Here is a 25,104-nt window from a genome sequence, read left to right on the forward strand (position 1 = left end):
TCCGAGCATGTTCAGTCCTTAAATTTGCGTACGCATAATCTCTTGATAAGCTTCTATCACTTTATTCCGGACTTGCGTAGTCAACTGCAAACTTAACAAGGCTTGCTCCGAGGCGATCATCATCTCATCGGCATTTACTTTCCCTAACAGAAACTGGCTATTCACCTGTTGTGCATTGGTTTCCTGTGCAGCAACTCCGTCCAGCGCATCGCTAAGAAAAGAACTGAATTGCTTCATGGATTCCGCAGGCGTGAGATTCTGCGCATTGCCGGACGTTTGCGTTCCTGTCACCGGCTTTAAGGAGTCAAAACTCATTCTCTCGATCAACGTGCAACACTCCTAACTACGAATTATGTTATCTTTTCTAGTCTATTTACCGATTTGCAAGGCTTTGGTAAACATCGCTTTGCTGGCGTTAAGCGCCGTAACGTTAGCTTCATAAGAGCGGGTTGCCGAAATCATGTCTACCATCTCTTTCAAAACATCGACATTCGGCATATAGACATACCCTTCACTGTCTGCATCAGGATGTGTCGGGTTGTAAACCGGTTTAAATGGCGAGGCATCTTCTTGAATTTTCGTGATTTTTACCCCTTGGCTACTCGCATCCTTACCCATAGCCGAATTCAAGGCACGATCGAAATCCATCTCCTTGGGTGCCATAACAACCGTTTTGCGCCGGTAAGGAACAGCTTTGCCGTCCTCAATCTTGGCCCGAGTCGTATCGGCATTAGCGATATTAGAGGAAATCACGTCCATACGAAGACGTTGTGCGGTTAATGCGGAAGAACTAATCCCAAAACTGTCATTGATATTCAATGCCGATTATCTCCCTTCAACGGCGGTACGCTTCATTTTAATCAAATAATTCATTTGCTCGACATAAGCGTTATATCTCAGTTGATTTTCGGCAAGTTTTGTCATTTCGCTGTCGATATCGACGTTATTCTGGTTGTTGTTCATTGCCGTACTTTGATCCGTGCCTACGACCGGTTCAGGAACCTCGTTCGTTGGACCTATAACGAAATGCCTCACGTTCGTTCTCCTTCCTTGGAGCGCAGGCATACCGTCGTTCATCTCTGCTTGCAGCATGCTTTCAAAAGACACGCTGGATCTTTTAAAGTAAGGGGTGTCCACGTTCGCAATATTATTGGAGATAACCCCTTGCCGAAGATTTGCGGCCTGAATCGCGGTATCAAGCCTGTCAAATCCCACCCCATTCAACAACTGCACATTAGTTCCCCCCTTAGTCTCATTCGATCTTAATCATTAATGATTCTACAAACAATAGACAAATCCTCTTTTTTCGACATTTTTTTTGCTAATTATTGTCTTTTAATTGTCTTTCTTACGTCCTAGACATGAATGCTGTTTAATAATGTCATATATCCTAAGTTTCAAGGAGATTCGACATTATTACAATAAGAAAAAAGCCCTATCTTTCATGACTTTGACATCGTTTTTGGTCAAAAATGCAAATTTTACATAATAATCGTCAAAAACCAACATCATCCATATCTATTAAAGTCAATCACCTTTCTGGGAATAAATAAAGACCACCCGCCTAAGATGGCGAAGTGGCCTGAGTTTTTACAATATTGTGAAAAACGGATCAGGTCCTAGCTTGCAAATATCCTTTTCTGATTCGAATCAGATGGATTTACAAAATAAATTGACTAAGGTCTCGATCCTGGGCAATATTTCCTAGTTTTTCCTTTACGTATTCCGGAGTGATCACCATTTTCTCGAGCGTCAGCTCTGGAGCTTCAAAGGACAGGTCCTCCAGTAGCTTCTCGAGGATCGTATGCAGCCGTCTGGCTCCAATGTTTTCGGTATTCGTGTTGACCGAAGCCGCAATACGAGCGATTTCATGGATCGCTGCGTCCGAAAACTCAATTTCTAGATTTTCCGTGCGCAGCAGCTCGATGTACTGTTTGGTCAAAGCGTTCTCCGGCTCGGTCAAGATCGATACAAAATCTTCCAACGATAAGCTGCTCAGCTCAACCCGAATCGGAAAACGCCCTTGCAGCTCGGGGATCAAATCAGATGGCTTAGCAATATGGAAAGCCCCCGCTGCGATAAACAAAATGTAGTCGGTTTTAATCGGTCCGTATTTAGTCATGACCGTTGAGCCTTCCACGATGGGCAGGATATCGCGCTGCACGCCTTCACGGGAAACGTCCGGCCCCGAACCTTGACCTCGACTGGCAACCTTATCGATTTCGTCAATAAAGATGATCCCGGTTTGCTCCGCTCGCGTGACGGCTTCTTGAATCAAATCGTCCTGATCGATCAGCTTAGCTGCTTCCTCCTGCGTCAGTACCTTGCGGGCTTCTTTGACCGTCAGCTTTCTCTTCTTCGTCCGTTTCGGTAGAAGGTTGCCGAACATTTCCTGCATGTTCATGCCGAGCTGGTCGTTCCCTTGACCTGCGAACATATCCATCATCGTTGGCGCATTGTCCTCTACTTCGACTTCCACGATATCATTCTCCATTTGGCCGGCCAGCAATTTGAACCGTACTTGACGGCGACGTTCCGTCAGCGTACCATCTTCTTCCGGCTGCTCCTGGTCAGGAGTGCCGTTTCCGTTGCCTCCCCCGAATAACATTTCAAAGGGATTACGCACCCCTTTGGCTTTGCTTTCGGAAGGCACCAGAATGTGAACCAGACGTTCATTCGCAAGCTCTTCGGCCTTGTCCTTCACCTTTTCGGTTCGCTCCAGCTTCACGGTACGGATCGCCGTTTCGATCAGATCGCGCACCATCGACTCGACGTCCCGGCCAACATAACCGACCTCGGTGAACTTCGTCGCTTCCACTTTAATAAATGGGGCACCGACGAGCTTGGCGAGCCGGCGGGCGATTTCCGTTTTCCCCACACCGGTCGGCCCGATCATCAGAATGTTCTTCGGCACGATCTCATCCTGAACCTCTTCCCGGAGAAGACTACGCCGGTACCGGTTACGCAGAGCGACAGAAACCGATTTTTTGGCTTGCTTTTGCCCTACGATGTATTTATCCAATTCAGCCACGATTTGTCTGGGCGTTAAATTTTTATCGGTCATGATTCGTCCCCCCTGAACACGATAGTTTCAACGGAACCTCAAAGCTCCTCAACAATAATGTTATTGTTGGTATAGACACAAATTTCCGAAGCAATCTGAAGGGATTCTCGAGCAATATCTTTGGCTTCAAGACCCTGGCCATGACGTTTGAGCGCCCGTGCAGCCGACAACGCGAAGTTGCCGCCTGACCCGATTGCCAACACATCGTCATCCGGCTCGATAATTTCCCCGCCGCCGGAAATCAGCAGCATACCGGATTTGTCCATCACGATCATCAATGCCTCCAGCTTGCGCAGCACACGATCTTGCCGCCAATCCTTGGCTAGCTCGACAGCAGCTCTCTGCAAGTTGCCTTGGTGCTCCTCCAGCTTGCCTTCGAATTTTTCGAATAACGTGATGGCATCAGCAACCGAGCCGGCAAAACCAGCCACCACTTGCCCGCGGTATAACCGGCGTACTTTCTTCGCCGTCTGCTTCATCACGACGTTCTGCCCAAACGTAACTTGCCCGTCACCGGCGATGGCCCCTTTGCCATTATGTCGTACAGCGCAAATTGTTGTGGCGTGAAAAGTTAGATCCATGAGTGTTTTGGCACTTCCTTTCTTGAATCTCAACCCTCCCCATCCCTCCCTTACCGTAAGGGAGGGCGCCCGAGGGCCTGCTGCCCTCTGGACTCCCGCAAGGGGGAGAACGTGCGATCGACTGAGGCGCTCCTGAGCCGCTGTCCCCTGCGGGGATGCGCTCTACTCGTGCACGGAACGCTTTTCCCCCTTCGGGTACGTCTCACTTTGGGTTCTCCTGGGTTACCTGGAACATCGGAAGAACGTGCGATCGACTGAGGCGCTCCTGAAACGCTGTCCCCTGCGGGGATGCGCTCTAATTCGTGCGCGGAACGCTTTTCCCCCTTCGGGTGCGTCTTACTTTTGGTTCTCCTGGGTTACCTGGAGCATTTCGAGAACGTGGGACCGACTGAGGCGCTCCTGAAACGCTGTCCCCTGCGGGGATGCGCTTAACTATGTGCGTGGAACGCTTTCCCTTCGGGATTCGCTTACGTTCTGCTTTATTGGGCTAATTCTATGTGTATGAATATCCTTGCTTTCAGCATAACCCGTTTGCCCCCTAGATTGCAAAAAAACGGTGGATTAACCCAACCGTTCTTCTGCCATAAAGGCTCGCAAGCTATTGAGCGCGCGATGAGCGAGCGCTTCGTTTTTCTCCGCTTTCTTGCGATAGCGGATGTCCAGCTTCGGAAATAAGCCGAAGTTGGCGTTCATCGGCTGGAAGTGCTCGAAGTCCGCGGTGGTAATATAACGCGCCATGCTGCCTAGCGTCGTATCCTCCGGGAAGACGATCCCTTCCGTATCGGCTGCGGCACGGGCGGCGTTGATCCCGGCAATCAAGCCGGACGCGGCGGACTCGACGTAGCCTTCAACGCCGGTCATCTGTCCGGCGAAGAACAAGGTTGGCCGAGTCTTCAATTGATACGTCGGCATCATCAGCCTCGGCGAGTTGATGAACGTGTTGCGGTGCATCACGCCATAGCGGACGAACTCGGCGTTTTCGAGACCTGGGATCATGGAGAAGACGCGTTTTTGCTCGCCCCATTTCAAGTGGGTCTGGAAGCCAACCAGGTTGTACAATGTACCGGCAGCGTTGTCCTGACGCAGCTGTACGACCGCGTGCGGCAACTTCCCGGTATGCGGGTTCACGAGACCAACCGGCTTCATCGGCCCGAACAACGCGGTTTGCTTGCCGCGGCGCATCATGATTTCAATCGGCATGCAGCCTTCAAAGTATACTTCTTTCTCGAAGTCCTTCAGCTGCGCCACTTCTGCGTTAATCAATGCCTCGTAGAAGGCGTCGAATTCCTCTTCGGTCATCGGGCAATTGAGGTAAGCCGCTTCGCCTTTGTCATACCGTGAAGCTAAGTACACTTTGTTCATATCGATCGATTCCTTCTCCACAATCGGAGCGGCGGCATCGTAGAAGTAAAAATAATCCTCACCGGTCAACTTCCGGATCTGCTCCGATAAAGCAGGAGACGTTAGTGGCCCCGTCGCAATAACGACGATCCCTTCTGTCGGAATCTCCGTGATTTCCTCATTCACCACTTCGATCAGCGGGTGCTCACTGAGCGTGCGAGTGATTTCCCCGGAGAAACCGTCCCGATCAACCGCCAGCGCTCCGCCGGCCGGCACCGCGTTACGGTCCGCAGCACCGAGCACCAGCGAGTTCAGCATTCGCATCTCTTCCTTTAGCACGCCAACCGCGTTCGTCAAACCGTTCGCCCGCAGCGAGTTGCTGCAGACCAGCTCGGCGAATTTATCGGTATGATGCGCCGGGGTTTTGACCACCGGACGCATCTCGTACAAGACCACGGGGATCCCTCGGCTCGCGATCTGCCAAGCCGCTTCACTGCCGGCCAGTCCCGCGCCAATGACCGTTACTTTGTTCGTCATTCTCTAATCCCCCCAAAATCCTTGCTGAGTTTCTAAGTTGTCAATGTCCGCAAGTACTTGCAAGACTCGTCTTAATCATCCGAACCGTCGTCGTTGTCCTCAATCGCTTCCACGTAATCGCAAGCCGTGCATTGGAGTTTCCCGCCTTGCTTGTTCCGTTTCTCCACAAGCAGTGAACCACACTTCGGACAAGGCTTAGGGGACGGTTTATCCCATGAGACGAAATCGCACTCTGGATAACGGTCACAGCCATAGAAAACCCGTCCTTTTTTGCTTCGGCGTTCGACTACATGGCCCTCCTTACATTTCGGGCAGGTGACGCCGATATCCTTAACGATCGGTTTGGTATTGCGGCAATCCGGAAATCCGGAGCATGCCAGGAACTTCCCGAACCGTCCCAATTTATACACCAACGGTTTCCCGCATTTTTCACAAATTTCATCGGAGACTTCGTCTTCGATTTCGACTTCCTTCATTTCTTCTTCTGCAACGCGAAGTCGCTTCTCGAACGATTCATAAAATTCGCCGAGCACCCGTACCCAATCCTCGGAGCCTTCCTCGACATGGTCAAGGTCCTCCTCCATATGAGCGGTAAACTCAACGTCTAGGATCTCCGGGAAGAATTGTTCTGTCTGCTCAATAAGGAGCTCGCCTAGCTCGGTAGGCATGAATTTCTTCTCTTCGATGGCGACGTAGCCGCGTTTTTGAATCGTCTCCAGTGTTGGGGCATACGTACTTGGGCGTCCGATCCCCAGCTCCTCCAGCGTTTTGACCAAACGTGCCTCGGTGTAACGCGGTGGCGGTTGGGTGAAATGCTGTTTCGGTTCGATCGATTCTTTAACCAACACTTCCCCTTTTTGCAGAGGCGGTAAGAATTTATCATCCTCATTGGCGTTCCCATCATCGTTGCCTTCCACGTACACCTTCATGAATCCAGGAAAACGGATTTTCGAGCCAACGGCACGGAAGGTCGCTTCACCTACAGCAATATCGACCGACATCGTGTCCAGCACGGCAGACGTCATTTGGCTGGCCATAAAACGGTCCCAAATCAATTTATACAACCGGTATTGGTCGCGGCTAGTGAATTCCTTCACCGATTCCGGATCGCGCATCGCCGATGTCGGACGAATCGCTTCGTGAGCATCCTGCGCGCTGGCGGCTTTTTTGGAATATTGACGCGGCGTTTCGGGTGCAAAGGCTTCACCGAATTTACCCAGAATATATTCCTTCGCTTCCTCTTGAGCCGAGGCGGCAATTCGCGTTGAGTCCGTACGCATATAGGTGATCAGACCAACGGTTCCCTCTTTGCCGAGGTCAACCCCTTCATAGAGCTGCTGAGCAACGGACATCGTCTTCGCTGCGCGGAAATTCAATTTACGGGCAGCCTCCTGTTGCAGGGAGCTTGTCGTAAACGGCGCAGCCGGATGGCGGAGGCGTTCTTTCTCCTTCACTTCGGCCACGCTAAACTTAGCTTTCTCAATCGATTTCAGGATTTCCTGAACCTGCTGTTCGCTTTGCAGCTCCAGCTTTTGGCCTTGGAACTGGTGAAACTTCGCTTCGAACGCAGAATCTCCGGTTTTCAGCTTCGCCGTAATGCTCCAGTATTCTTCCGGAACAAATTCGGAGATTTCGTTCTCCCGATCCAAGATGATTTTCAACGCAACCGATTGTACGCGGCCAAACGACATCCCTTTTTTGATCTTCTTCCACAGCAGCGGGCTGACCTTGTAACCAACCAACCGATCCAGAATCCGTCTGGCTTGCTGCGCGTTCACAAGATCCATATTGATCTGGCGTGGGGTCTTGAACGCATCTTTCACCGCTTGCTTCGTAATTTCATTAAATACGACACGGCATGTTTCCGTTTGATCCACGTCCAGAACGTGGGCCAGATGCCAGGCAATCGCTTCGCCTTCGCGATCGGGGTCAGCTGCCAGATAGATTTTTTTTACTTTTTTGCTGGCATCCTTTAATTCTTTTAATACGGAACCCTTCCCACGGATCGTAATATACTTCGGACTGAAGTCGTTCTCTACTTCAACCCCAATTTGACTCTTGGGCAAATCGCGAACATGACCCATTGAGGCTTTCACGATGTATTTGCTGCCTAAGTATTTGCCAATCGTTTTCGCCTTGGCAGGCGATTCTACGATGACGAGTGAATCCGCCACAGGTTCGTCCTCCTCTCAAACAATACGAAACTTCATTCAATTTAGTAATCGAGTTCAAAAAGTCAGATTTTCAGCACCAAGATGGTTGGATGAATTCAAGATTCGATGTCGAATAATCTTCTTGATTCTACTTCGTGATCAAAGAATGACTTTTTGAACTACCTCTCATATAGTCATATATTGGGGCCATTCTTGGTTAGGAAAGGACTATATTAACTGGTACACAGAGCCGGGGAGTTGAACCGCCGTTTTTTTCATGATTAAAGATAACAGAACTGAATGTAAAAGTCCAAAATCCCACCCCGTCTGCACGAGCAAATCATCGAAACTCGTGATGCCCTGCTCCAACATATGGTATATGCGGCGCTCCTCATCTGTCAACTTGTTTCCTGTTACCGCTTCCTTTTTGAATTCCTTCGCGGAAGGTAAAAAGGCCTCGTATTCCTCCCAGATATCCTTGGCTTCGGTGACGATTTTGGCTGCTCCCTGCTTCAGCAGCGACAACGTCCCCCGGCTTTTCGGCGAGGTGACCGGACCTGGGACGGCAAACAAGTCGCGATTGGCCTCCAGCGCCATATCCGCCGTGATCAACGAACCGCTCCGGGCATCGGCTTCCACCACCACGGTACCCCGGCTGATCCCTGCGATGATCCGGTTGCGCTGCGGAAACATCCCGGGATGCCCCGGTGTGCCGATGGGATACTCCGAAACGATGAGCCCTTGCTCGGTAATCCGGCGATACAGCGAGACATGGTCCGGAGGATAAGCGACATCGATGGCGGTACCCAATACGGCTAAGGTCGGCCCGCCGGCTTGCAACGCCGCTTCATGGCAAACCCCGTCGATCCCCCGGGCCATCCCGCTAACGACGGTAATTCCGCGAGCGCTAAGCTCCCCTGCCAAATCTGCAGCTACCTTGCGCCCATAGGCAGTTGGCAATCGCGTGCCCACCATCGCCACGGAGAGGCCGTTAAGCAGCCGTACATCTCCAAGGACATACAAAACCCATGGTGGCCGAGCGGTCTCCTTCATTAAAATAGGATACTCCGAATCCAACCTTGTAATCACCTGTATGCCTTTGAGGCAAAGTTGTTCCATTCGAGCATCAATCCAACCGGCGTTGAACTGTTCCGACAGGTGCAGCGCAAGCTCCGGATCCAGCCCCCGTTCCATCCAATCGGCTGCAGTAAACTCTAGGGCATGCTCCCAATCCTTATCGTATTCAACAATTCGCTGAAGCGATTTCCATCCCACCCCGGGGCATTCATGCAAACCTGCCAAAACCCACTTCTTCTCCACTCCCGAATCCCTCCTCTGAAATAAAAAAAAGCAACCTTCCAAGCCGCTTTGGGCTGAGAAGGTTGCTTACCTTTGCGAATGATTATATCAAAAAAAGATCAATGTGTCGTGCACAAATTCAGAATGCCGCGCTCCTCCAGTACGCTCACAAGCGTCGCGCCCATTTCGGAAGGAGTTGGCGCAACCTGAATACCGCAGGACTCCAGCTTGGCGATTTTTTCCTTCGCCGTACCTTTCCCCCCGGAAATGATCGCGCCGGCATGGCCCATCCGTTTGCCCGGAGGCGCCGTTACGCCGCCGATGAACCCAACGACAGGTTTCGTCATGTTCTTCTGGATCCACTCCGCCGCTTCCTCTTCGGCCGTACCACCGATCTCCCCAATCATGATCACGGCGTGCGTGTTATCGTCGTCATTAAACCGGCGCAGAATATCGATGAACTCCGAACCCTTCACGGGGTCCCCGCCGATGCCGACTGCCGAGGATTGGCCGATGCCGCGCGTCGTCAGCTGATGCACCGCTTCATATGTCAACGTGCCGCTGCGCGAAACGACGCCGACATGACCAGGCAAATGGATATACCCCGGCATGATTCCGATCTTGCATTCGCCCGGCGTAATCACGCCCGGACAGTTCGGACCGATCAGAACCGTCTTTTTTCCTTCCATATAACGTTTAACCTTCACCATATCAAGGACCGGAATGCCTTCCGTAATACAAATGACCAGATCCAATTCCGCTTCCACAGCTTCCAGGATCGAATCCGCGGCAAATGCCGGCGGAACATAAATGACGCTGGCGGTAGCGCCAGTCGCTTCCTTGGCTTCGCGAACCGTGTTGAACACCGGCAGGCTAACAGTTTCGCCGCTCTCTAAAGCGATGTCTACCTTCGTGCCGCCCTTGCCCGGCGACGTTCCCCCGACCATTTGCGTGCCGTAGTCGAGTGCCCCCTTGGCATGGAACAACGCGGTTTTCCCGGTGATCCCCTGGGTGATGACCTTCGTATTCTTATCGACCAAAATACTCATATTTCGAGCCTCCCCTTATGGATAGGTGATTGCGTTCTAAATGCGTCCGTTAGGATACGAGCGCTACGATTTTCTGGGCACCATCCGCCATCGAATCTGCGGAAACGATCGCAAGTCCCGATTCGGCCAAAATCCGCTTGCCCAAATCAACGTTCGTCCCCTCCAGGCGCACGACGAGCGGGCGGTCCAAACCAACCTGCTTCGCCGCTTCCACGATGCCCGAAGCAATGACGTCGCATTTCATAATACCGCCGAAAATGTTGACAAAAATGCCCTTCACCTTGGCGTCCGACAGGATGATTTTGAACGCTTCCGTTACCTTCTCCGCCGTAGCGCCGCCCCCAACGTCCAGGAAGTTAGCCGGGTCACCGCCGTAGTATTTGATGATGTCCATCGTTGCCATCGCGAGACCCGCCCCATTGACCATACAGCCGATATTGCCATCCAGCGCGATATAGCTGAGGTCAAATTTCGAGGCTTCGATTTCCTTCTCATCTTCTTCCTCCAGGTCGCGCAAAGCCAAAATATCCTTATGGCGGAACAGCGCGTTGGAATCGAAATTGAGCTTCGCGTCGAGTGCCATCACATTTCCGTCACCCGTGACAACCAGCGGATTGATCTCCGCAATGGAGCAATCTTTGTCCACAAATGCTTCATATAAAGCCAGCATAAATTGCGAGGCCTTGCCAACCAATTCGTTTGGAATGTGAATCGCATAAGCCAACCGGCGCGCCTGAAACGGCGTCAAGCCGATAGCCGGATCGATCGCCTCTTTGAAAATTTTCTCCGGAGTCGCGGCCGCAACCTCTTCGATTTCCGTGCCGCCTTCCTCGGACGCCATCATCGTCACTTGGCCCGTTCCTCGGTCCACGACAACGCCGACGTAATACTCCTTCTTGATATCGCAGCCTTGCTCGATCAAGAGGCGCTTCACTTCTTTGCCCTCCGGCCCCGTCTGATGGGTCACCAGCACCTTGCCGAGGATATCCTGAGCATAAGATCTGACCTCATCCAAATTCTTCGCCACTTTTACGCCGCCGGCTTTCCCGCGGCCTCCGGCATGGATTTGCGCCTTGACCACGACAACCGGGGTCCCCAGCGCTACCGCCGCTTCCACAGCTTCCTCGACCGTAAACGCCACTCGTCCTTCAGGAACGGCCACGCCGTACTGCTTCAGGACTTCTTTTCCTTGATATTCATGGATATTCATGCGTAAAAATCCTCCTATCAACAGGCGGTATTTAGAGGGTCCAAAAACCAGCGGCTTGTGGTCCCCCTTCTCAAATTACATCAGCTGAAACCCAGAATATTGTACCACTATTTTGAAACGCTTACCTTAAAAAGTTCATGATTTATACACAACTTTTTTATATCGTTTTCATCTCACTTTGAGATGAATAAGTGACGCAGAAAGGTAGAACAGCCGAATTTTCGTTAACCGCTTTCAAAGCTTCAAAGAGCTGGATTGAAAGGGCGAATTTTCAATGAGGCAATCTGCGAACAAATCGTATTGCGCGCGCACACATCTCACCGTGAGATGAATTTCGATAAAATTCGGCAATGCCGATACGTACCGCGTTTGTGAGGTATACGCTTGCCTTTTTACTATTAACCAGAGACATCATGATATTTAGCAAGGCCGTCCATAAATAAGAGCATTCCGGAGGGGAACAGAGATAGAACTTACCTCTATCTCGCCGCCTCTTTGGCTTTGAAAAGCTTGACAATCGTAACGGTTCGTCCTAGAATACGTGTAACTTCATTAACTAGGATAATAAGGAAGCACCTTTTTCCAATCTGGCCTTGCCCAAGCAAGGATTCGAATCGACATGGAAAGAGGTGTTTTTGTTATGTACGGAAAATTGTACAGCGCTTGCTTATATGGTATTGATGGGGTGATGATCGAGGTCGAGGTCGACTTGTCCAGCGGAATCCCGCAAACCAGCATCGTTGGTTTGCCGGACTCCGCGGTTCGTGAAGCGATTGACCGGGTAAGGGCGGCGATCAAAAATTGCGGGTATCGCTTTCCGCTTCAACGCGTCACGATCAATTTGGCGCCAGCCGATCTACGCAAGGAAGGATCCGCTTTCGATTTGGCCATCGCCCTCGCGTTATTGGCAGCCAGCGATCAGGTGAAACTACCGCCGGAGGAGCGACTGCTCATTATCGGCGAGCTGTCGCTAGACGGCACGCTGCGGCCGGTCCCCGGCGTCTTGTCCATGGTCGATCGAGCGCGGCGCGACGGCTTTACCGCTGTCCTGCTGCCGCAAGACAATGCCGCGGAAGCGTTGCTGCTGGGAGGGATTCGAGTCTACGGTCTTAGCCATCTATCGGAGCTGGCTCCCCCCTCACTCGAAGCCCAGCTTCAGACAGCCAGCGCTCTGCATCCTTTGCGTTCTATCCGGGAGCTGGATAAGCAGGAGGAGCAGGCTCCGCTCGTCCTGCAATCGTTGAATCACCTTGAGCAAAAAACCGAAGCCATCGCTACCTCGGTCGATCTTCCCCCATTGCTAGACTATAGCGATGTCTTGGGGCAACGGCAAATCAAACGAGCGCTGACGATTGCTGCCGCCGGTTTCCATAATATCGTGCTGATCGGCCCGCCAGGCACGGGCAAAACGATGCTAGTGCAAAGGCTTCCCTCCATCCTGCCGCCCTTGACGTCGGAAGAATCGCTGGAGGTTACGAAAATATATAGCTCCGCCGGCAAGCTCGGCGACTCCAGTCAAGGTCTGATCCTGCGCCGACCCTTCCGCTCGCCGCACCATACCATCTCGGCCGGAGGCTTGATCGGAGGCGGCGGAATTCCTAAGCCGGGCGAAGTCAGTCTCGCCCACCACGGCGTATTGTTTCTAGACGAGTTGCCGGAGTTTTCCAGAAACGTGCTGGAGGTGCTGCGTCAGCCGCTGGAGGATCGCATCGTCACGATCAGTCGTTCCCGGGCGTCGTTCACGTTCCCTGCTCATTTTCTGTTGGCCGGTTCGTTAAATCCGTGTCCTTGTGGATACCAGGGTGCGGAGCCTCCGCTGCCGCAGTGCACCTGTACCCCTTGGCGCATTGCACAATACCGCGAAAAAATATCCGGCCCGCTATTGGACCGGATCGATATGCAGGTAGAGGTCCCCCGTCCTCAGCGTTGGCAGGAGGACTCCCAGCCGCTCGGCTCTGGAGCGATGCGGGAACAGGTGATGGCGGCCGAACGGATCCAGCAGGAACGTTATCACGGAAGCCCAATCACCCGGAACAGCCAGTTGTACGGCAGCCTGCTGCGTCGATTCGCTCCGCTGAACCCCGATGCCGCCAAGCTGCTGCAGGTTTCCTTCGATATGCTGGGCCTTAGCATGCGGGCTTATGATCGAATCATCAAGCTATCGAGAACCATTGCCGATCTCGCTGGGGAGACCCACATCCGGGCCGAACATGTGGCGGAAGCCATCCAATACCGTCAATTGGATCGTCGGCAAGAGATTGCGGGGTGAGCCGGTTTCATTTCTTCGGAATCACAGGTAAGGGAACAAGGAGTACTCTGCCCTATCCCGGCACTTTGCATGATTATCCCGTTGGATCATGTAATTAAGCATACTAGGGCACCTTACTATCCATCTGAACGAAAGGGATAATCGTGCAATACTACAAATCGGGAACGCCAAACGTGAACCCACTTTAAAAAGCTGCTTCGATATGTTCCAGCGTGATGTCATTATTCTTGTCGAACGTTACGGCCACCACATCAAAGCGAATGTTTGCATCCGATTGCCCCGTACGATGAAGATAAACAACGGCCGTGTCACGAACCTGCTTGATTTTCCGGGCGGTGATCGATTCGGCCGGTGTGCCGAAAGCCGCAGCCTGTTGGCTGCGGCTCCGTACTTCTACGATGATAAGCGTATTCCCTCTGCGGGCGATAATGTCAATCTCCCCCGTGCGGCAGCGCCAATTTCGCTCTACCACGATAAACCCGTGCGACAGCAGGTGCTCACAGGCGGCCTGTTCCGCTTTGCGGCCGCGGTCTTTTCGACCGTCTGTTCTTCGCTCATTTACATCGAGGTTACTCAAAGAACAACCCTCTTTCCGCCATTTTATCGGATCGATAAATAAAGGTTAGAATTTCGGCCACCAGGTCAAATAATTCGGAGGGGATTTGCTGATCCAGATCCAGCTTGGACAGTACCTCAACCAAGGCGGCATCCTCCTGGATTGGAATCCCGTGCTCTAAAGCCGCGTCCAGAATCTGATCGGCGATCAAGCCCTTGCCTTTGGCTACGACGACCGGAGCTTCGCCTTGGCCGGGATCATATTTAAGCGCGACCGCTTTTTTGAAAGCCAATTCGGAAGCATGCGGGTTCTCCTTCATACGCGGTAATCCACCCCTTTATATACGCTCGGCGCATAAGACATAGGCAGACTGAAATCCGCCTCGACCCCCTCCGCGCTCGTTGGCTGAATCAAAGGTTCGGCTTTCAGCGACAATAGCCGGTACCCCGCCCCCTCTAACGCCAGGCTTACCTCCGCTTGACGAGATTCAAGAAAAGCGCCTGTCGCTTCCTTTTCACTATAAATTTTGAGCAGCACCTTCTTGTCGGCGACCTGAACATCCACCATGATCTGGCCTAGCGCTTTCATCTGTAAATCGAACCACAGCCGGCAATTGTCCGGATCCAGCTCGCCTTTGCGCCCGCGCCGCGACTCGATGTGTACCGCGGCGGTTTGTCGACCGTCCGGTCCGACAAAGGGCAGGAACATCGTGACCTGTGCAAACGGCGCGGTCCGGTCCGTGTTCAGCAGCAGTTGCTGTCCGGTCAGCTGCTGGACGAGCTGGCGTGCCGCCTCCTGAAGCGGCGCGGGCAGATCGTCTGAGGCCATCACCTGCAGGAGAAGGCCTTTCAGCGTCTCGTGCGCGGCCGTGCCCGTTGCCGATGTGCCAACGCTGCCGCCGTTGTTGCGGGCGGCTGCGGCTACGGCTTCATCGGCGATGCCTGACGGCTGCGCTGGGGATTGGCCCGCGCGCGCTTCCGCCGGCGCGGCCGGGTCTTTTCCGGGCGGGGTCAGCCCCTCGCCCGGGGTTGCGCCGCCCGCCGCTGCCGCTTGGCGCAGCGGCGATGGCGCCGCCTCCGGCGCGGCCGCAGGCCCGCTGCCGGCAGCCTGGCCGCCGGGCACCTCCGCGCCCCCGGCGGCGGCCCGCGCCGAAGCGCCTGCCGCAGGCGGCGCTTCCTGCGCCGCTCCCGCGGCCGGCGTACCCGCCGGCGCGGTCGCGCGCAGCGCCTGCTGCTCGTGCTCCGCACCGAGCAGCTTCAGCACGCGCCCCACCCACGGCTCCGCCGCGGGGGTGGGGTGCGTGCCCGCTGGCGAAGGCCCTGCGGGCCCTTCGCCTTGCGGCGGTATCGCCGCCGAGGCCGGGCCTCCGGCGGCAGCGCCAGCGCCTCCCGTCACGCTTGCAGCGACGGGAGCCCCCCCGACCGGGCCGCTAGACCCCCGGCCCGGTACCGACCCGCCGTCCATGCCCTCCTGGAGCATGGACGCCTGCAGCTCCGCCAGCACGGCCTGTAGCTTCGCGACCAGCGCCCCGCCAGTTCCACCGGCGGCTTGCCCTTGCAGGCCCGGCTGAACTGTCTGCGGCCCGCTCACGGCGTCCGCAAAAGCCCCCTGCCGGGCTAACTGGACCAACCCGGCCGCTTGGTTCGACTGAGCTCCTCCGCCGAGGGGAGTTGCCCCGGCTTGAACCGCAGCCCCTTCGGCCGTTGGGGGATTCGCCCCTGACGCTTGCGAAGCCGTACCGGCCAACGGGAATGTCGACGTTGTCTGCCCCGAGGAAGCCGTCGTCGCTTCCTGCCCCGCTTGGCGTAAGAATCCAGCCATTTGCTCCTCAAGGGAGGAAAGCAAGACGTGCAGCGGCGGCCCAAAAACCGCTTGATGCAGCCCGGCTACCGACTCACCCGTTAACGGCAATCCCCGGCCGAGAGCAATCCCTGCCGCTTGAATCCATTCTGACAAAGGCACCCCAGCCGGCTTCTGCCCATTCACTTGCAGCAGGAGCGATAAATTGTCTTTCGTTAACGGAATCCCGCTTTTTTGCATGAGCTGCAATAAATCCCGGTTCGTTGCAGTATTCTCGAGTCCCAGTGATTCGAGCGCTTTAGCCAAGGAAGCGGCCGACAATACGGCCCCAGGCGCCGACTGTACCGGCTTCAACACCGCTAGTCCGTCCTTGGAATCCGGCTGTACTTGCAAGAGCGTCGTTTCCCCTGGACGCAACGGCGTTTCCAATGCAGCGTGGAGTTTGACGCCTTGCACTTGGATGACGGCTTCTTGCCCATCTTCGGAGACGGACAATACCGTACCGCGGACCACCTGCCCCGTCTTGAGTTCCAGCGACTTGGGTTCTCCGGAACGAACGTCCCCCATCATGCTGCGCAGCAGCGGTCCGATATTCATAAGCTCCCCCCTCACTTCGTTTACGATATGGAAAACCCGCCTCTAACGAGAGCGGGTAAGAAATGCCGGTTAAAACAATGTTTGTTCCTCAACGAACAAATTGCGCATAAAGCTCTTTCGATGCATCGGCGTCGGCCCCAGCGCTTGTATCTGTTCGCGATGCAGCTTCGTCGCATAACCTTTATGTACGGCGATTCCGTATTCGGGATAACGCGCATCCCATTCGCCTTGGCATAAACGGTCTCGCGTGACCTTGGCGATAATGGACGCCGCAGCGATCGATTGGCTGGTGGCGTCTCCCTTGATCACCGAGAGCTGGGGAATTGAAAGGTCCACTTTCTCCGCATCGATCAACAGGAAGTCCGGCCGTACCTGAAGCTTCTCAACCGCCTGCTTCATCGCCCGCCGGGTCGCCTGCTTAATATTAATTTGGTCGATCGTGGCGGCGTCCACAAATCCGATTCCTACCGCAATCGCCTGTTCCATAATGATGTCAAATAGCTTATCGCGTTTCTTCGCGCTGAGTTTCTTCGAATCATCGACATCCTCTAAGATGAGGTCCTGCGGCAAAATCACCGCGGCCGCTACCACGTCTCCAAACAAGCAGCCCCTTCCGACCTCGTCAATCCCCGCGATATGCGAATAGCCCGATTGCCAGTAATCCCGCTCATACTTCAATAAATCGTTCATAGAGCCTCCTTATCCTTCGTGAAACTTCCCCCGTTGCTAGCTGTTCTATGATGATCTCATTCCCCATCCCGGAAATGAGGGAGTCACGCTTGGAGTGCACTCTTCACTCTATCATCTTCATCTATGAATATGAATCTCCCTTCTATTATCGGCTTCTCTCCCTCGATTCTACAGCCTTTCGCCAAAAAAACAAGCCGCCGGCAACCGCCGACGGCTTTAATTCACTAATAAGGCGCTTCCAACGAGTATCGGCCAAGCTTACCCGCCCTCAACTCACGAAGCAGAATGCCTGAAGCTTTCTCCAAATCCACGCGTCCGCCGCTCATGAGACAACCACGCTTACGCCCGACCGCCTCCATAACGGCAACGATTTCGTCTGGATCTTCGGAATCTCGCGGCGCCTGAGCCAGCTCGAATCGCTCCGCAAACGACTCCCAGTAATACCGGACCAAATATTTGACGGCAAAAAAAGCGATGTCTTCCACGTTAAGAATCTCTTCGCGAATCGCTCCTGTCACAGCAAGCCGATAGCCGACGTTTTGATCCTCAAACTTTGGCCACAAGATGCCCGGGGTGTCCAGCAGTTCCATCTCCGAGCCAACCTTAATCCATTGCTGTCCTTTGGTCACGCCGGGACGATCTCCGGTTGCGGCGATTTTGCGTCCTGCCAAGCCATTAATCAACGTCGATTTGCCAACATTCGGGATGCCAACGATTAGTGCACGTACCGCTCGAGGATTAATTCCTTTGGCGATTTGCTTCTCAATCTTCTCTTTCATTAATTCCTTCGCCAGCAGGGGAATTTCCTTCAAGCCTTGCCCGCTTGCTGCGTCCGCCTCAACAGCCAAATAACCTTCCTGCTTAAAAAAAGCGATCCATTGCCTTGTGACCGATGGATCCGCCAAATCGGATTTATTCAACACGATCAAACGGGGTTTCCCCTGTAAAATTTCATCGATCATCGGATTGCGGCTGGACAAGGGCAGGCGTGCATCAAGCAGTTCAATCACTACGTCAATCAGCTTGAGCTTCTCTTGAATCTGCCGGCGTGCCTTGGTCATATGGCCGGGAAACCATTGAATTGTCATTTTCCTTCACCTCATCTATCCCAAGAACGCGCCTTGACCTCACTGTATGCCCATTCGCGCAGAACTCGTCTAGTGCCGAATGAACTGGAGGTCCGAGAGCGGCCAGAACACCAGGTCCGCCCGGCCTACGATATCTCCGTAAGGAACGTAGCCGATCCTCCGGCTGTCCGTACTGTTCGAACGGTTATCCCCCAGTACGAAGACATACCCCTCCGGAACCGTTCCGTCCGGAACTAGCTCATTCGGAAAATTCGCTTCCGTATTGTACAGCTCATTATTATTATGCTTCTCAATTACAGCATCTTTAATGTAAGTTTCATCCACAACCTGACCGTTTACGGTAATCGTATCCCCTTCGACTTGAACCGTATCCCCTGGAACGCCGATAACACGTTTAATGAAATCGCGTCCCTCGGATGGAACGTGAAAGACGATGACTTCGCCATGTTTGGGGCCGCGGATATCGTAAATGATTTTGTTCACGATGATACGTTCCCCGGTATGGAAATTCGGCTGCATCGACGGGCCGTCAACGATAAACGGAGCAAAGAAAAGCCAACGAATCAGGAGAACCAGCACAACGGCGATCGCTATAGCTTTCAGCCATTCCAGTGCCTCGCTTTTTTCCTTCTTGCCCGCAGGCGGCGCCTGCACCGTTTCCGGCCCGTCAGGTAGTTGTTCCGCTCGTCCAGAAGACGGCGAAACATCCGGATAGTCCTGTTGTTCTTGCTTCTCCATGGAACGTGACCTCTCCTTATCTCAAAATATGTACTCAAGAAAAAAGTAAAGGGGCTTGATTGGATCCAAGCCCCCTGTTCGTTAACGGAAAATTAACGACGTACTTCTTTAATTCTCGCTGCTTTACCGCGAAGTTCGCGAAGATAATACAACTTCGCACGACGCACTTTACCACGGCGAGCCACTTCGATTTTATCGAGTTTTGGGGAATGAAGCGGGAAAGTTCTTTCCACGCCTACACCGTTGGAAATTTTACGAACCGTAAAAGTTTCGCTGATTCCGCCGCCACGACGCTTGATCACAACACCTTCAAACAATTGGACACGTTCACGAGATCCCTCGATAACCTTAACGAACACTTTCAAAGTGTCCCCAGGACGAAAGCTCGGAATATCCTTGCGAAGCTGTTCTTGCGTAATCGCTTGTACGATATTCATCTAGGACTCCCTCCTTCCACTCAGGTGTTCATGCCTCTTCCGGAGAACCCCTTGTTCTCCTTCATCATCCGCAGCGGACCACCGAATTCACAACAAATTGAATTGTACCATAATACCTTAACCATAGCAAGGAAAATATACTAAGTAACAGGGTTAACCGCGCAACTTCACCTGTTTTTATCCTATCCCGATTTTTCCAAAAAAATGCCTCCAATCCCTTGGAGGCTTAAGTTCTAATCTTAAATTAATGCGATCGCCAGCAGCGTAAACAAGCTGAGCGTCAGGATCTCCTCGTTAGCGCCATAAGGCCCGTAGCCGTAACCGTAAGGCGGAATAAACGCCGAGGTTTGCGCCCGGCCCTTCGCTGATCTTTTCAAATAAACGTTATCCCGGTCAACCTTCACGACCGTGCCTTCATAAACTCCGCCATCCCGGGTTAATATGCGAACCTTCTTGTTCATGCAATGCAGGCAATTATAATAGGCCTCTACCATTCCCCTTGTTCCCCTTCCTATGCAAGCTACTGCATAGTATGAGAACGATGGACGAACGGTATGGGCGACTAGCGGTTAAATGAGGCAACCAACTCGCTTTCTTTCGCGGTCATCTCGACCCAAGCCGGCCGAAATCCGCTTTTTATCGCATTGCGCACCGATTTCAGATTAGACCAGGCTGCACAGTAGAAAGGAACCTTCCCACGCTCCAGAATCTCAACGGCCAAGCGGCTTGTCAAGGCTGCGGCAATCCCCTTTCGGCGATAGGAAGGTAAGACGTCAACCCCGATTTGCCACATCGATTCACCGTCCGCAGAGCATCCAGCCAATCCAATCAGCTTGTTCCCGTCGTAAGCCGCGACCGCCAAGACATCGAGATGTTTTCGCTTTTCGCATAGGGCATTGCTCCATTCCGCCGTATACAAATCGGCAAAATCGTCAGGTCCCAACAATCGCGTCACGAAGTCACATTCTCCTGCCATTAACATCTGGATATCCGGAAGGAAGTATTCGGCCATAAAGCAAATTCGCCGATTTCTTCGCTGTAGTTCATCGTTGAGCACATGTAAATTTGGAGTCTCAAAGCAATGCTCAATGGGGTACTTGTTAATATAGGACTCTACGACCTCACGGATCTCCGGATGAACGGAAGCCACAATGTTATTTCCGTAAGAAATCAAATTGCAGTAGAAGGGTAAGGTCAAATATTTCCTGGCCTTTGGATGCTCCGTGGATAACACAACCTTGTTTTCCTGTAGATAGAAGTCTTCTTTGCGGCAGTTCGCATCGATGGCGGATTGCTGCATGGCAATATCCAATATCTCTTGATTCGTCATAGACAGAAGCCCTCGATTCGTTCTTTGGTTCTTTGATTATACTTGCCGCGCACAAAAAAGAAACAGACAAATTTCACGCCCGAATTTGCCTGTTTCATCGGTTTGCTCTGGATCGGAGTAGCGGGATTCGAACCCACGGCCTCACCCACCCCAAGGGTGCGCGCTACCTGACTGCGCCATACCCCGATATAGAAGGTGTTTCCATTATAAGCCATAGGCGCGCACCCTCGCAAGAGTCAGACACCTGCCTAAATTCAATTCAAATTGCCGACAAATCCGATGTCATTGGATAAACATCTGGGTAATATTTTTTAAAGACAATAGGTGATTGGAGGAATTATTATGAAAAAAATAGTGTTAGTCATTGCCGCCTGCGCCTTATTAGGCTCGGCATCGGTGGCGGCAGCGGCGCCTACGGCGAAGGCGGTCAAAGCCACCATTAAGTATTTCAATTTCGTGGTGAATGGCCAGACCAAGCTCACTGCCGATGCGCTGGTCTTTAACGGAGCGACTTACGTGCCGATCCGGGATGCCGCAAGCTTGTTCAATTATGAAACGACCTATCATGCAGCCACCAAGTCCATCTCCTTCAGCTCCAAGAATGACTGGATCACGCTGTCCGAGCTGGTCGCTTCGAACGCGCGACTTTCGGCATCGCAATCTGATGATACCCCCAATGTATACGTCATCAGAGCAGGGAATGAGATCGCCTTCAGTCTGAATACCTCTACCCTTAAGGACGGGGAATTCACTTCCGTGATTACGAATGGATCCCATTTGATAAGTGTCAAGAAGGAGCTGGGATCCGTTCTTTTAAGCAAAAAGGACGTCATCGCTGCCGGATATATCGTCCAATAATGGGATACAGAAAAACCCTCGGTTTGAATACCGGGGGTTTTGATTTACCTGGAATTACTCTTCTGATTTAACCGTAGCTTCCTCCTGCAACACCTTCAGCCAGCGCTTGTCCTTCTCTGTCAATTCAAGTCCCTCCAGCAAATCCGGACGGCGCTGCCAGGTCCGGCGAAGCGCCTCTTGCCGCCGCCATTCGTCAACATTGGCATGATGTCCGCTGAGCAGGATCTCCGGCACCTTCCACCCGCGAAATTCAACCGGGCGGGTGTAATGCGGATATTCCAACAAACCGGTACTGAAGGAATCCGTCACCGCACTTGTTTCGTTGCCCAACACGCCGGGTAGGAGACGCGTTACACTATCGATTACGACCATCGCGGGAAGTTCACCGCCGGTCAGCACGTAATCCCCGATGGACAACTCATCCGTAACCAAATGTTCGCGAATTCGTTCGTCATAACCTTCATAATGTCCGCAAATAAAGACGAGATGATCTTCCTGGGCTAATTCCTCCGCTTTCTTCTGGGTAAACGTCTCCCCTTGCGGACACATCAGAATAATGCGTGGTGCACGTTTAGGCGCTACTTGTATTGAGGGTTCGAAAGCTTCTTCGCTGGCTGGCTGTCCAAGCAAATCCTCAACCGCACGGAAGATCGGTTCCGGCTTGAGCACCATCCCCCCGCCTCCGCCATAAGGGGTGTCATCAACGCTGCCGTGCTTATTACCCGCGTAATCCCGAAAGTTGATGGCATTTAACGAAACGATGCCCTTTTCGCGGGCTTTTCCAAGAATGCTGCTGCCGAATACGCCGGCGAACATTTCCGGGAACAGGGTCAACACATCCACCCTCATGCTACAACAGCCCTTCCATAATATGCACCTTGATGGTTTTCTCCTTCACGTTGACGTCCAAGACGACGTCATCGATCACCGGGAGCAGCAGCTGTTTGCCGCTTGGCAGCTTGGTCACCCAAACGTCGTTGGCACCTGGCCGTAAGATTTCCACGATTTGGCCCAGATCTTCACCCTCATCGCTCACAACCTGACAGCCGATGATTTCATGGAAATAATATTCGTTCTCCGGTAACTCTACGGATTCCGTCTTGGGTACTTTCAGCTCACGGCCCTTAAGCGGTTCTACCTCATTAATATGGGAAAATTCAGCGAATTTCACGATGTACATCTGTTTGTAAGGCCGGGCCGTTTGTACGGTAACCTCGAGCCTTTCCCCGGTTTCCGGATGAATGATCAGAAGCCGATTTTTCGGAGCAAAACGCACCTCCGGAAAGTCCGTCTGCAGCAGCACTCGAAGCTCCCCGCGAATCCCGTGCGTATTCACGATTTTGCCTACCGACAATAATGAATCCGACATATTAACCTCCCAATAGATTTATCCTGTCATTCTTGCAGCTGAACCATCCGTCCGAAGGATCCTTCTGCTTCAGCATGTACGAAAAAGGGCTAGGACAAACATCCTAACCCACTTTCGTCTACCATTATGAAGTTACCGATCAAGACATGATATCCACGGTGACCCGCTTATCCATCTTGACCGCTGCCGATGCTACGACCATGCGGAGCGCCTTGGCGATTCTCCCCTGCTTGCCGATGACCTTCCCTACATCGTCGGGATGTACGGAAAGTTCATAAACGATCAGGTGATCCTTCTCCACGACCTCCACACGCACGTCGTCCGGATGATCAACAAGAGCCTTCGCGATAACGCCGACTAATTGTTCCATATACGACCCTCCGAATCAGCAATTATTTCTGCTGTCTAAGTTCATGGAATTTCTTCATAACGCCTGCTTTGCTCAGCAGATTGCGAACGGTATCAGATGCTTGCGCACCATCTTGGAGCCATTTCAATGCTTTTTCTTCATCGATGTTGACTACTGCCGGTTGTGCAACCGGGTTATAGTAACCAATCTCCTCGATAAAACGGCCGTCACGCGGGGAACGAGAATTCGATACCACGATACGGTAGAAAGGAGCTTTATGAGCACCAATACGTTTCAAACGAATACGAACTGCCACGAAATTCACCTCCTTCAAAGAATGAACATTTTAGAATTAACGGAAAGGAAAACGCATCCCTTTGCCGGCTTTACCTAACTGCTTCATCATCTTGTTGCCTTTGCCTTTCGGCCCCATCATATCGGAGAACTGCTTCATCACGCGGCGCATTTCATCAAACTGCTTGATCAAGCGATTGACATCGGCGAGCGTGGTCCCGCTGCCTGCGGCAATCCGTTTGCGCCGGCTATGATTGATCATATCGGGATGTTGCTTCTCCTCTTTGGTCATCGAATGCACGATAGCTTCCACTCGGCCCATTTGCTTCTCGTCAACCTTGACGTTCTGCATCTGTTTCATCTTGCCCATACCCGGAATCATATCCATGAGCTGATCCAGCGGCCCAAGCTTCTTGACCTGATCCATTTGTTCCAGGAAATCATCGAACGTAAACTCCGCATTGCGCATTTTCCGTTCCATTTCCTTCGCTTTTTCCGTGTCGATGTTGGCCTGGGCTTTCTCGATCAGCGACAGCATGTCGCCCATGCCGAGAATCCGGGAAGCCATCCGCTCTGGATGGAACGGCTCCAGCGCATCAATCTTCTCGCCAAGCGCGGCGAATTTGATCGGACAGCCGGTTACGGCTTTGACCGACAACGCCGCACCGCCGCGGGTGTCCCCATCAAGCTTGGTCAGCACAACCCCGGTCAGGGTTAGCTGCTGGTTAAAGCTCTCCGCCACGTTCACCGCATCCTGACCGGTCATGGCGTCCACGACCAACAGGACTTCATCCGGCTTTGTTACCTCATGGATTTGCCGCAGCTCCTCCATCAGCTCTTCGTCAATGTGCAATCGGCCAGCGGTATCGATCAATAGGTAATCGTTGCCGTTGTCCTTGGCATGCTGCAGAGCCTGACGAGCGATTTCAACCGGGCTGTTGCCTTCCGGCAGCGTAAAGACTGGCACTTTGATCTGCTCGCCGAGTACCTGCAGCTGCTTGATCGCCGCGGGACGGTAAATGTCACCCGCTACGAGCAGCGGCCGATGATTCTCTTTCAGCAGCAGTTTGGCCAGCTTGGCCGAGGTCGTCGTCTTACCGGCCCCTTGCAGGCCTGCCATCATGACGACCGTTGGCGGCCGATTACTGCGGGCTAGCTTGGCTTGGCTACCGCCCATGAGCTCAGTCAGCTCTTTGTTGACGATATCGATGATGACCATGCCCGGCGTAAAGCTGTCCATGACCTCCTTGCCGACCGCCTTCTCCTTCACCTTGGCGATGAATTCCTTGACGACTTTAAAGTTGACGTCCGCTTCCAGCAAAGCAAGCCGAACCTCGCGCATCGCTTCGTTGACATCGTCCTCCGATACCTTGCCTTTGCCTCGAAGCTTGCTGAACACACTTTGCAAGCGGCTTGTCAATCCTTCAAATGCCATATGACAGTCACCCCCATTCATTAAGGTAGTTCAGAATGCTGACTTTTTGAACTTGATTTA

Annotated in this window: 26 protein-coding genes and 1 tRNA gene; 2 read left to right on the forward strand and 25 right to left on the reverse strand. The window is 52.9% G+C overall.

What is annotated here, in order from left to right:
- Nucleotides 1–18: 18 nt before the first annotated feature.
- From fliE to sucC, 10 genes are all read right to left on the reverse strand, one after another.
- Nucleotides 19–327 (reverse strand): flagellar hook-basal body complex protein FliE, encoded by a 309-nt coding sequence (fliE, locus tag KJS42_RS01285; RefSeq protein WP_239484139.1) that lies wholly within the window; start codon nucleotides 325–327, stop codon nucleotides 19–21.
- A 42-nt stretch (nucleotides 328–369) separates the two neighbouring features.
- A complete protein-coding gene (flgC, locus tag KJS42_RS01290) occupies nucleotides 370–819 on the reverse strand; it encodes a flagellar basal body rod protein FlgC (RefSeq protein WP_155607324.1) in 450 nt (149 codons plus the stop codon).
- A gap of 6 nt (nucleotides 820–825) precedes the next feature.
- Nucleotides 826–1,233, reverse strand: coding sequence for a flagellar basal body rod protein FlgB (gene flgB / locus KJS42_RS01295; RefSeq protein ID WP_193415206.1), 408 nt, complete (start codon nucleotides 1,231–1,233; stop codon nucleotides 826–828).
- A 427-nt stretch (nucleotides 1,234–1,660) separates the two neighbouring features.
- Nucleotides 1,661–3,064 carry an ATP-dependent protease ATPase subunit HslU gene (gene hslU / locus KJS42_RS01300; protein ID WP_213621732.1) on the reverse strand — a complete coding sequence of 468 codons (1,404 nt, stop codon included), beginning with the start codon at nucleotides 3,062–3,064 and terminating at the stop codon, nucleotides 1,661–1,663.
- Nucleotides 3,065–3,102: 38 nt separating this feature from the next.
- Nucleotides 3,103–3,645 carry an ATP-dependent protease subunit HslV gene (gene hslV / locus KJS42_RS01305; protein ID WP_155607411.1) on the reverse strand — a complete coding sequence of 181 codons (543 nt, stop codon included), beginning with the start codon at nucleotides 3,643–3,645 and terminating at the stop codon, nucleotides 3,103–3,105.
- A gap of 561 nt (nucleotides 3,646–4,206) precedes the next feature.
- The gene (gene trmFO, locus KJS42_RS01310; RefSeq protein ID WP_213621733.1) at nucleotides 4,207–5,523 is read right to left on the reverse strand and encodes a methylenetetrahydrofolate--tRNA-(uracil(54)-C(5))-methyltransferase (FADH(2)-oxidizing) TrmFO; all 1,317 of its coding nucleotides are present in this window, start codon (nucleotides 5,521–5,523) and stop codon (nucleotides 4,207–4,209) included.
- Nucleotides 5,524–5,594: 71 nt separating this feature from the next.
- A complete protein-coding gene (topA, locus tag KJS42_RS01315) occupies nucleotides 5,595–7,697 on the reverse strand; it encodes a type I DNA topoisomerase (protein ID WP_193415203.1) in 2,103 nt (700 codons plus the stop codon).
- Nucleotides 7,698–7,904: 207 nt separating this feature from the next.
- Complete coding sequence (gene dprA, locus KJS42_RS01320; RefSeq protein ID WP_213621734.1) at nucleotides 7,905–8,996, reverse strand: DNA-processing protein DprA; 1,092 nt, start codon at nucleotides 8,994–8,996, stop codon at nucleotides 7,905–7,907.
- Nucleotides 8,997–9,094: 98 nt separating this feature from the next.
- Entirely contained in the window at nucleotides 9,095–10,024 is a 930-nt protein-coding gene (sucD, locus tag KJS42_RS01325) for a succinate--CoA ligase subunit alpha (RefSeq protein ID WP_155607328.1), read from the reverse strand.
- A 49-nt stretch (nucleotides 10,025–10,073) separates the two neighbouring features.
- A complete protein-coding gene (sucC, locus tag KJS42_RS01330; protein ID WP_155607329.1) occupies nucleotides 10,074–11,234 on the reverse strand; it encodes an ADP-forming succinate--CoA ligase subunit beta in 1,161 nt (386 codons plus the stop codon).
- A 640-nt stretch (nucleotides 11,235–11,874) separates the two neighbouring features.
- Here sucC and KJS42_RS01335 point away from each other — a divergent pair.
- Complete coding sequence (locus tag KJS42_RS01335) at nucleotides 11,875–13,503, forward strand: YifB family Mg chelatase-like AAA ATPase (protein ID WP_213621735.1); 1,629 nt, start codon at nucleotides 11,875–11,877, stop codon at nucleotides 13,501–13,503.
- Between the two features lie 184 nt (nucleotides 13,504–13,687).
- Here the strand turns inward: KJS42_RS01335 and KJS42_RS01340 are convergent, their stop codons facing one another.
- From KJS42_RS01340 to KJS42_RS01385, 10 genes are all read right to left on the reverse strand, one after another.
- A complete protein-coding gene (locus tag KJS42_RS01340; protein ID WP_213621736.1) occupies nucleotides 13,688–14,080 on the reverse strand; it encodes a YraN family protein in 393 nt (130 codons plus the stop codon).
- On the reverse strand, nucleotides 14,073–14,378 hold the full coding sequence (locus KJS42_RS01345) for an EscU/YscU/HrcU family type III secretion system export apparatus switch protein (protein ID WP_193415197.1): 306 nt from the start codon (nucleotides 14,376–14,378) through the stop codon (nucleotides 14,073–14,075). Before KJS42_RS01345 ends, KJS42_RS01340 begins: the two co-directional genes overlap by 8 nt.
- Nucleotides 14,375–16,456: a flagellar hook-length control protein FliK gene (locus KJS42_RS01350; protein ID WP_213621737.1), complete on the reverse strand. Its 2,082-nt coding sequence runs from the start codon at nucleotides 16,454–16,456 to the stop codon at nucleotides 14,375–14,377. Before KJS42_RS01350 ends, KJS42_RS01345 begins: the two co-directional genes overlap by 4 nt.
- A gap of 69 nt (nucleotides 16,457–16,525) precedes the next feature.
- Nucleotides 16,526–17,146 (reverse strand): ribonuclease HII, encoded by a 621-nt coding sequence (locus KJS42_RS01355; RefSeq protein WP_155607334.1) that lies wholly within the window; start codon nucleotides 17,144–17,146, stop codon nucleotides 16,526–16,528.
- 224 nt (nucleotides 17,147–17,370) lie between these two features.
- Nucleotides 17,371–18,234, reverse strand: coding sequence for a ribosome biogenesis GTPase YlqF (gene ylqF, locus KJS42_RS01360; RefSeq protein WP_155607335.1), 864 nt, complete (start codon nucleotides 18,232–18,234; stop codon nucleotides 17,371–17,373).
- Nucleotides 18,235–18,303: 69 nt separating this feature from the next.
- Nucleotides 18,304–18,972, reverse strand: coding sequence for a signal peptidase I (gene lepB / locus KJS42_RS01365; RefSeq protein ID WP_213621738.1), 669 nt, complete (start codon nucleotides 18,970–18,972; stop codon nucleotides 18,304–18,306).
- Nucleotides 18,973–19,064: 92 nt separating this feature from the next.
- Nucleotides 19,065–19,409 carry a 50S ribosomal protein L19 gene (rplS, locus tag KJS42_RS01370; RefSeq protein WP_155607337.1) on the reverse strand — a complete coding sequence of 115 codons (345 nt, stop codon included), beginning with the start codon at nucleotides 19,407–19,409 and terminating at the stop codon, nucleotides 19,065–19,067.
- A 239-nt stretch (nucleotides 19,410–19,648) separates the two neighbouring features.
- On the reverse strand, nucleotides 19,649–19,903 hold the full coding sequence (locus KJS42_RS01375; protein ID WP_155607338.1) for a hypothetical protein: 255 nt from the start codon (nucleotides 19,901–19,903) through the stop codon (nucleotides 19,649–19,651).
- Nucleotides 19,904–19,971: 68 nt separating this feature from the next.
- Nucleotides 19,972–20,739 (reverse strand): GNAT family N-acetyltransferase, encoded by a 768-nt coding sequence (locus KJS42_RS01380; RefSeq protein ID WP_213621739.1) that lies wholly within the window; start codon nucleotides 20,737–20,739, stop codon nucleotides 19,972–19,974.
- A gap of 108 nt (nucleotides 20,740–20,847) precedes the next feature.
- Nucleotides 20,848–20,926, reverse strand: a tRNA-Pro gene (locus KJS42_RS01385).
- A 155-nt stretch (nucleotides 20,927–21,081) separates the two neighbouring features.
- Here KJS42_RS01385 and KJS42_RS01390 point away from each other — a divergent pair.
- Nucleotides 21,082–21,597, forward strand: coding sequence for a stalk domain-containing protein (locus tag KJS42_RS01390; protein ID WP_193415194.1), 516 nt, complete (start codon nucleotides 21,082–21,084; stop codon nucleotides 21,595–21,597).
- A gap of 54 nt (nucleotides 21,598–21,651) precedes the next feature.
- Here the strand turns inward: KJS42_RS01390 and trmD are convergent, their stop codons facing one another.
- The 5 genes from trmD to ffh form a co-directional block, all read right to left on the reverse strand.
- A complete protein-coding gene (trmD, locus tag KJS42_RS01395) occupies nucleotides 21,652–22,446 on the reverse strand; it encodes a tRNA (guanosine(37)-N1)-methyltransferase TrmD (RefSeq protein WP_155607363.1) in 795 nt (264 codons plus the stop codon).
- Nucleotide 22,447: 1 nt separating this feature from the next.
- Nucleotides 22,448–22,966 carry a ribosome maturation factor RimM gene (rimM, locus tag KJS42_RS01400; protein WP_155607364.1) on the reverse strand — a complete coding sequence of 173 codons (519 nt, stop codon included), beginning with the start codon at nucleotides 22,964–22,966 and terminating at the stop codon, nucleotides 22,448–22,450.
- Between the two features lie 139 nt (nucleotides 22,967–23,105).
- On the reverse strand, nucleotides 23,106–23,336 hold the full coding sequence (locus tag KJS42_RS01405) for a KH domain-containing protein (RefSeq protein ID WP_213621740.1): 231 nt from the start codon (nucleotides 23,334–23,336) through the stop codon (nucleotides 23,106–23,108).
- Nucleotides 23,337–23,358: 22 nt separating this feature from the next.
- On the reverse strand, nucleotides 23,359–23,631 hold the full coding sequence (rpsP, locus tag KJS42_RS01410; RefSeq protein ID WP_059045412.1) for a 30S ribosomal protein S16: 273 nt from the start codon (nucleotides 23,629–23,631) through the stop codon (nucleotides 23,359–23,361).
- 36 nt (nucleotides 23,632–23,667) lie between these two features.
- A complete protein-coding gene (gene ffh / locus KJS42_RS01415) occupies nucleotides 23,668–25,044 on the reverse strand; it encodes a signal recognition particle protein (RefSeq protein WP_155607366.1) in 1,377 nt (458 codons plus the stop codon).
- Nucleotides 25,045–25,104 lie beyond the last annotated feature (60 nt).

The sequence above is a fragment of the Paenibacillus sp. J53TS2 genome, assembly GCF_018403305.1.
In the GTDB taxonomy this organism is placed as follows: domain Bacteria; phylum Bacillota; class Bacilli; order Paenibacillales; family Paenibacillaceae; genus Fontibacillus; species Fontibacillus rhizolycopersici.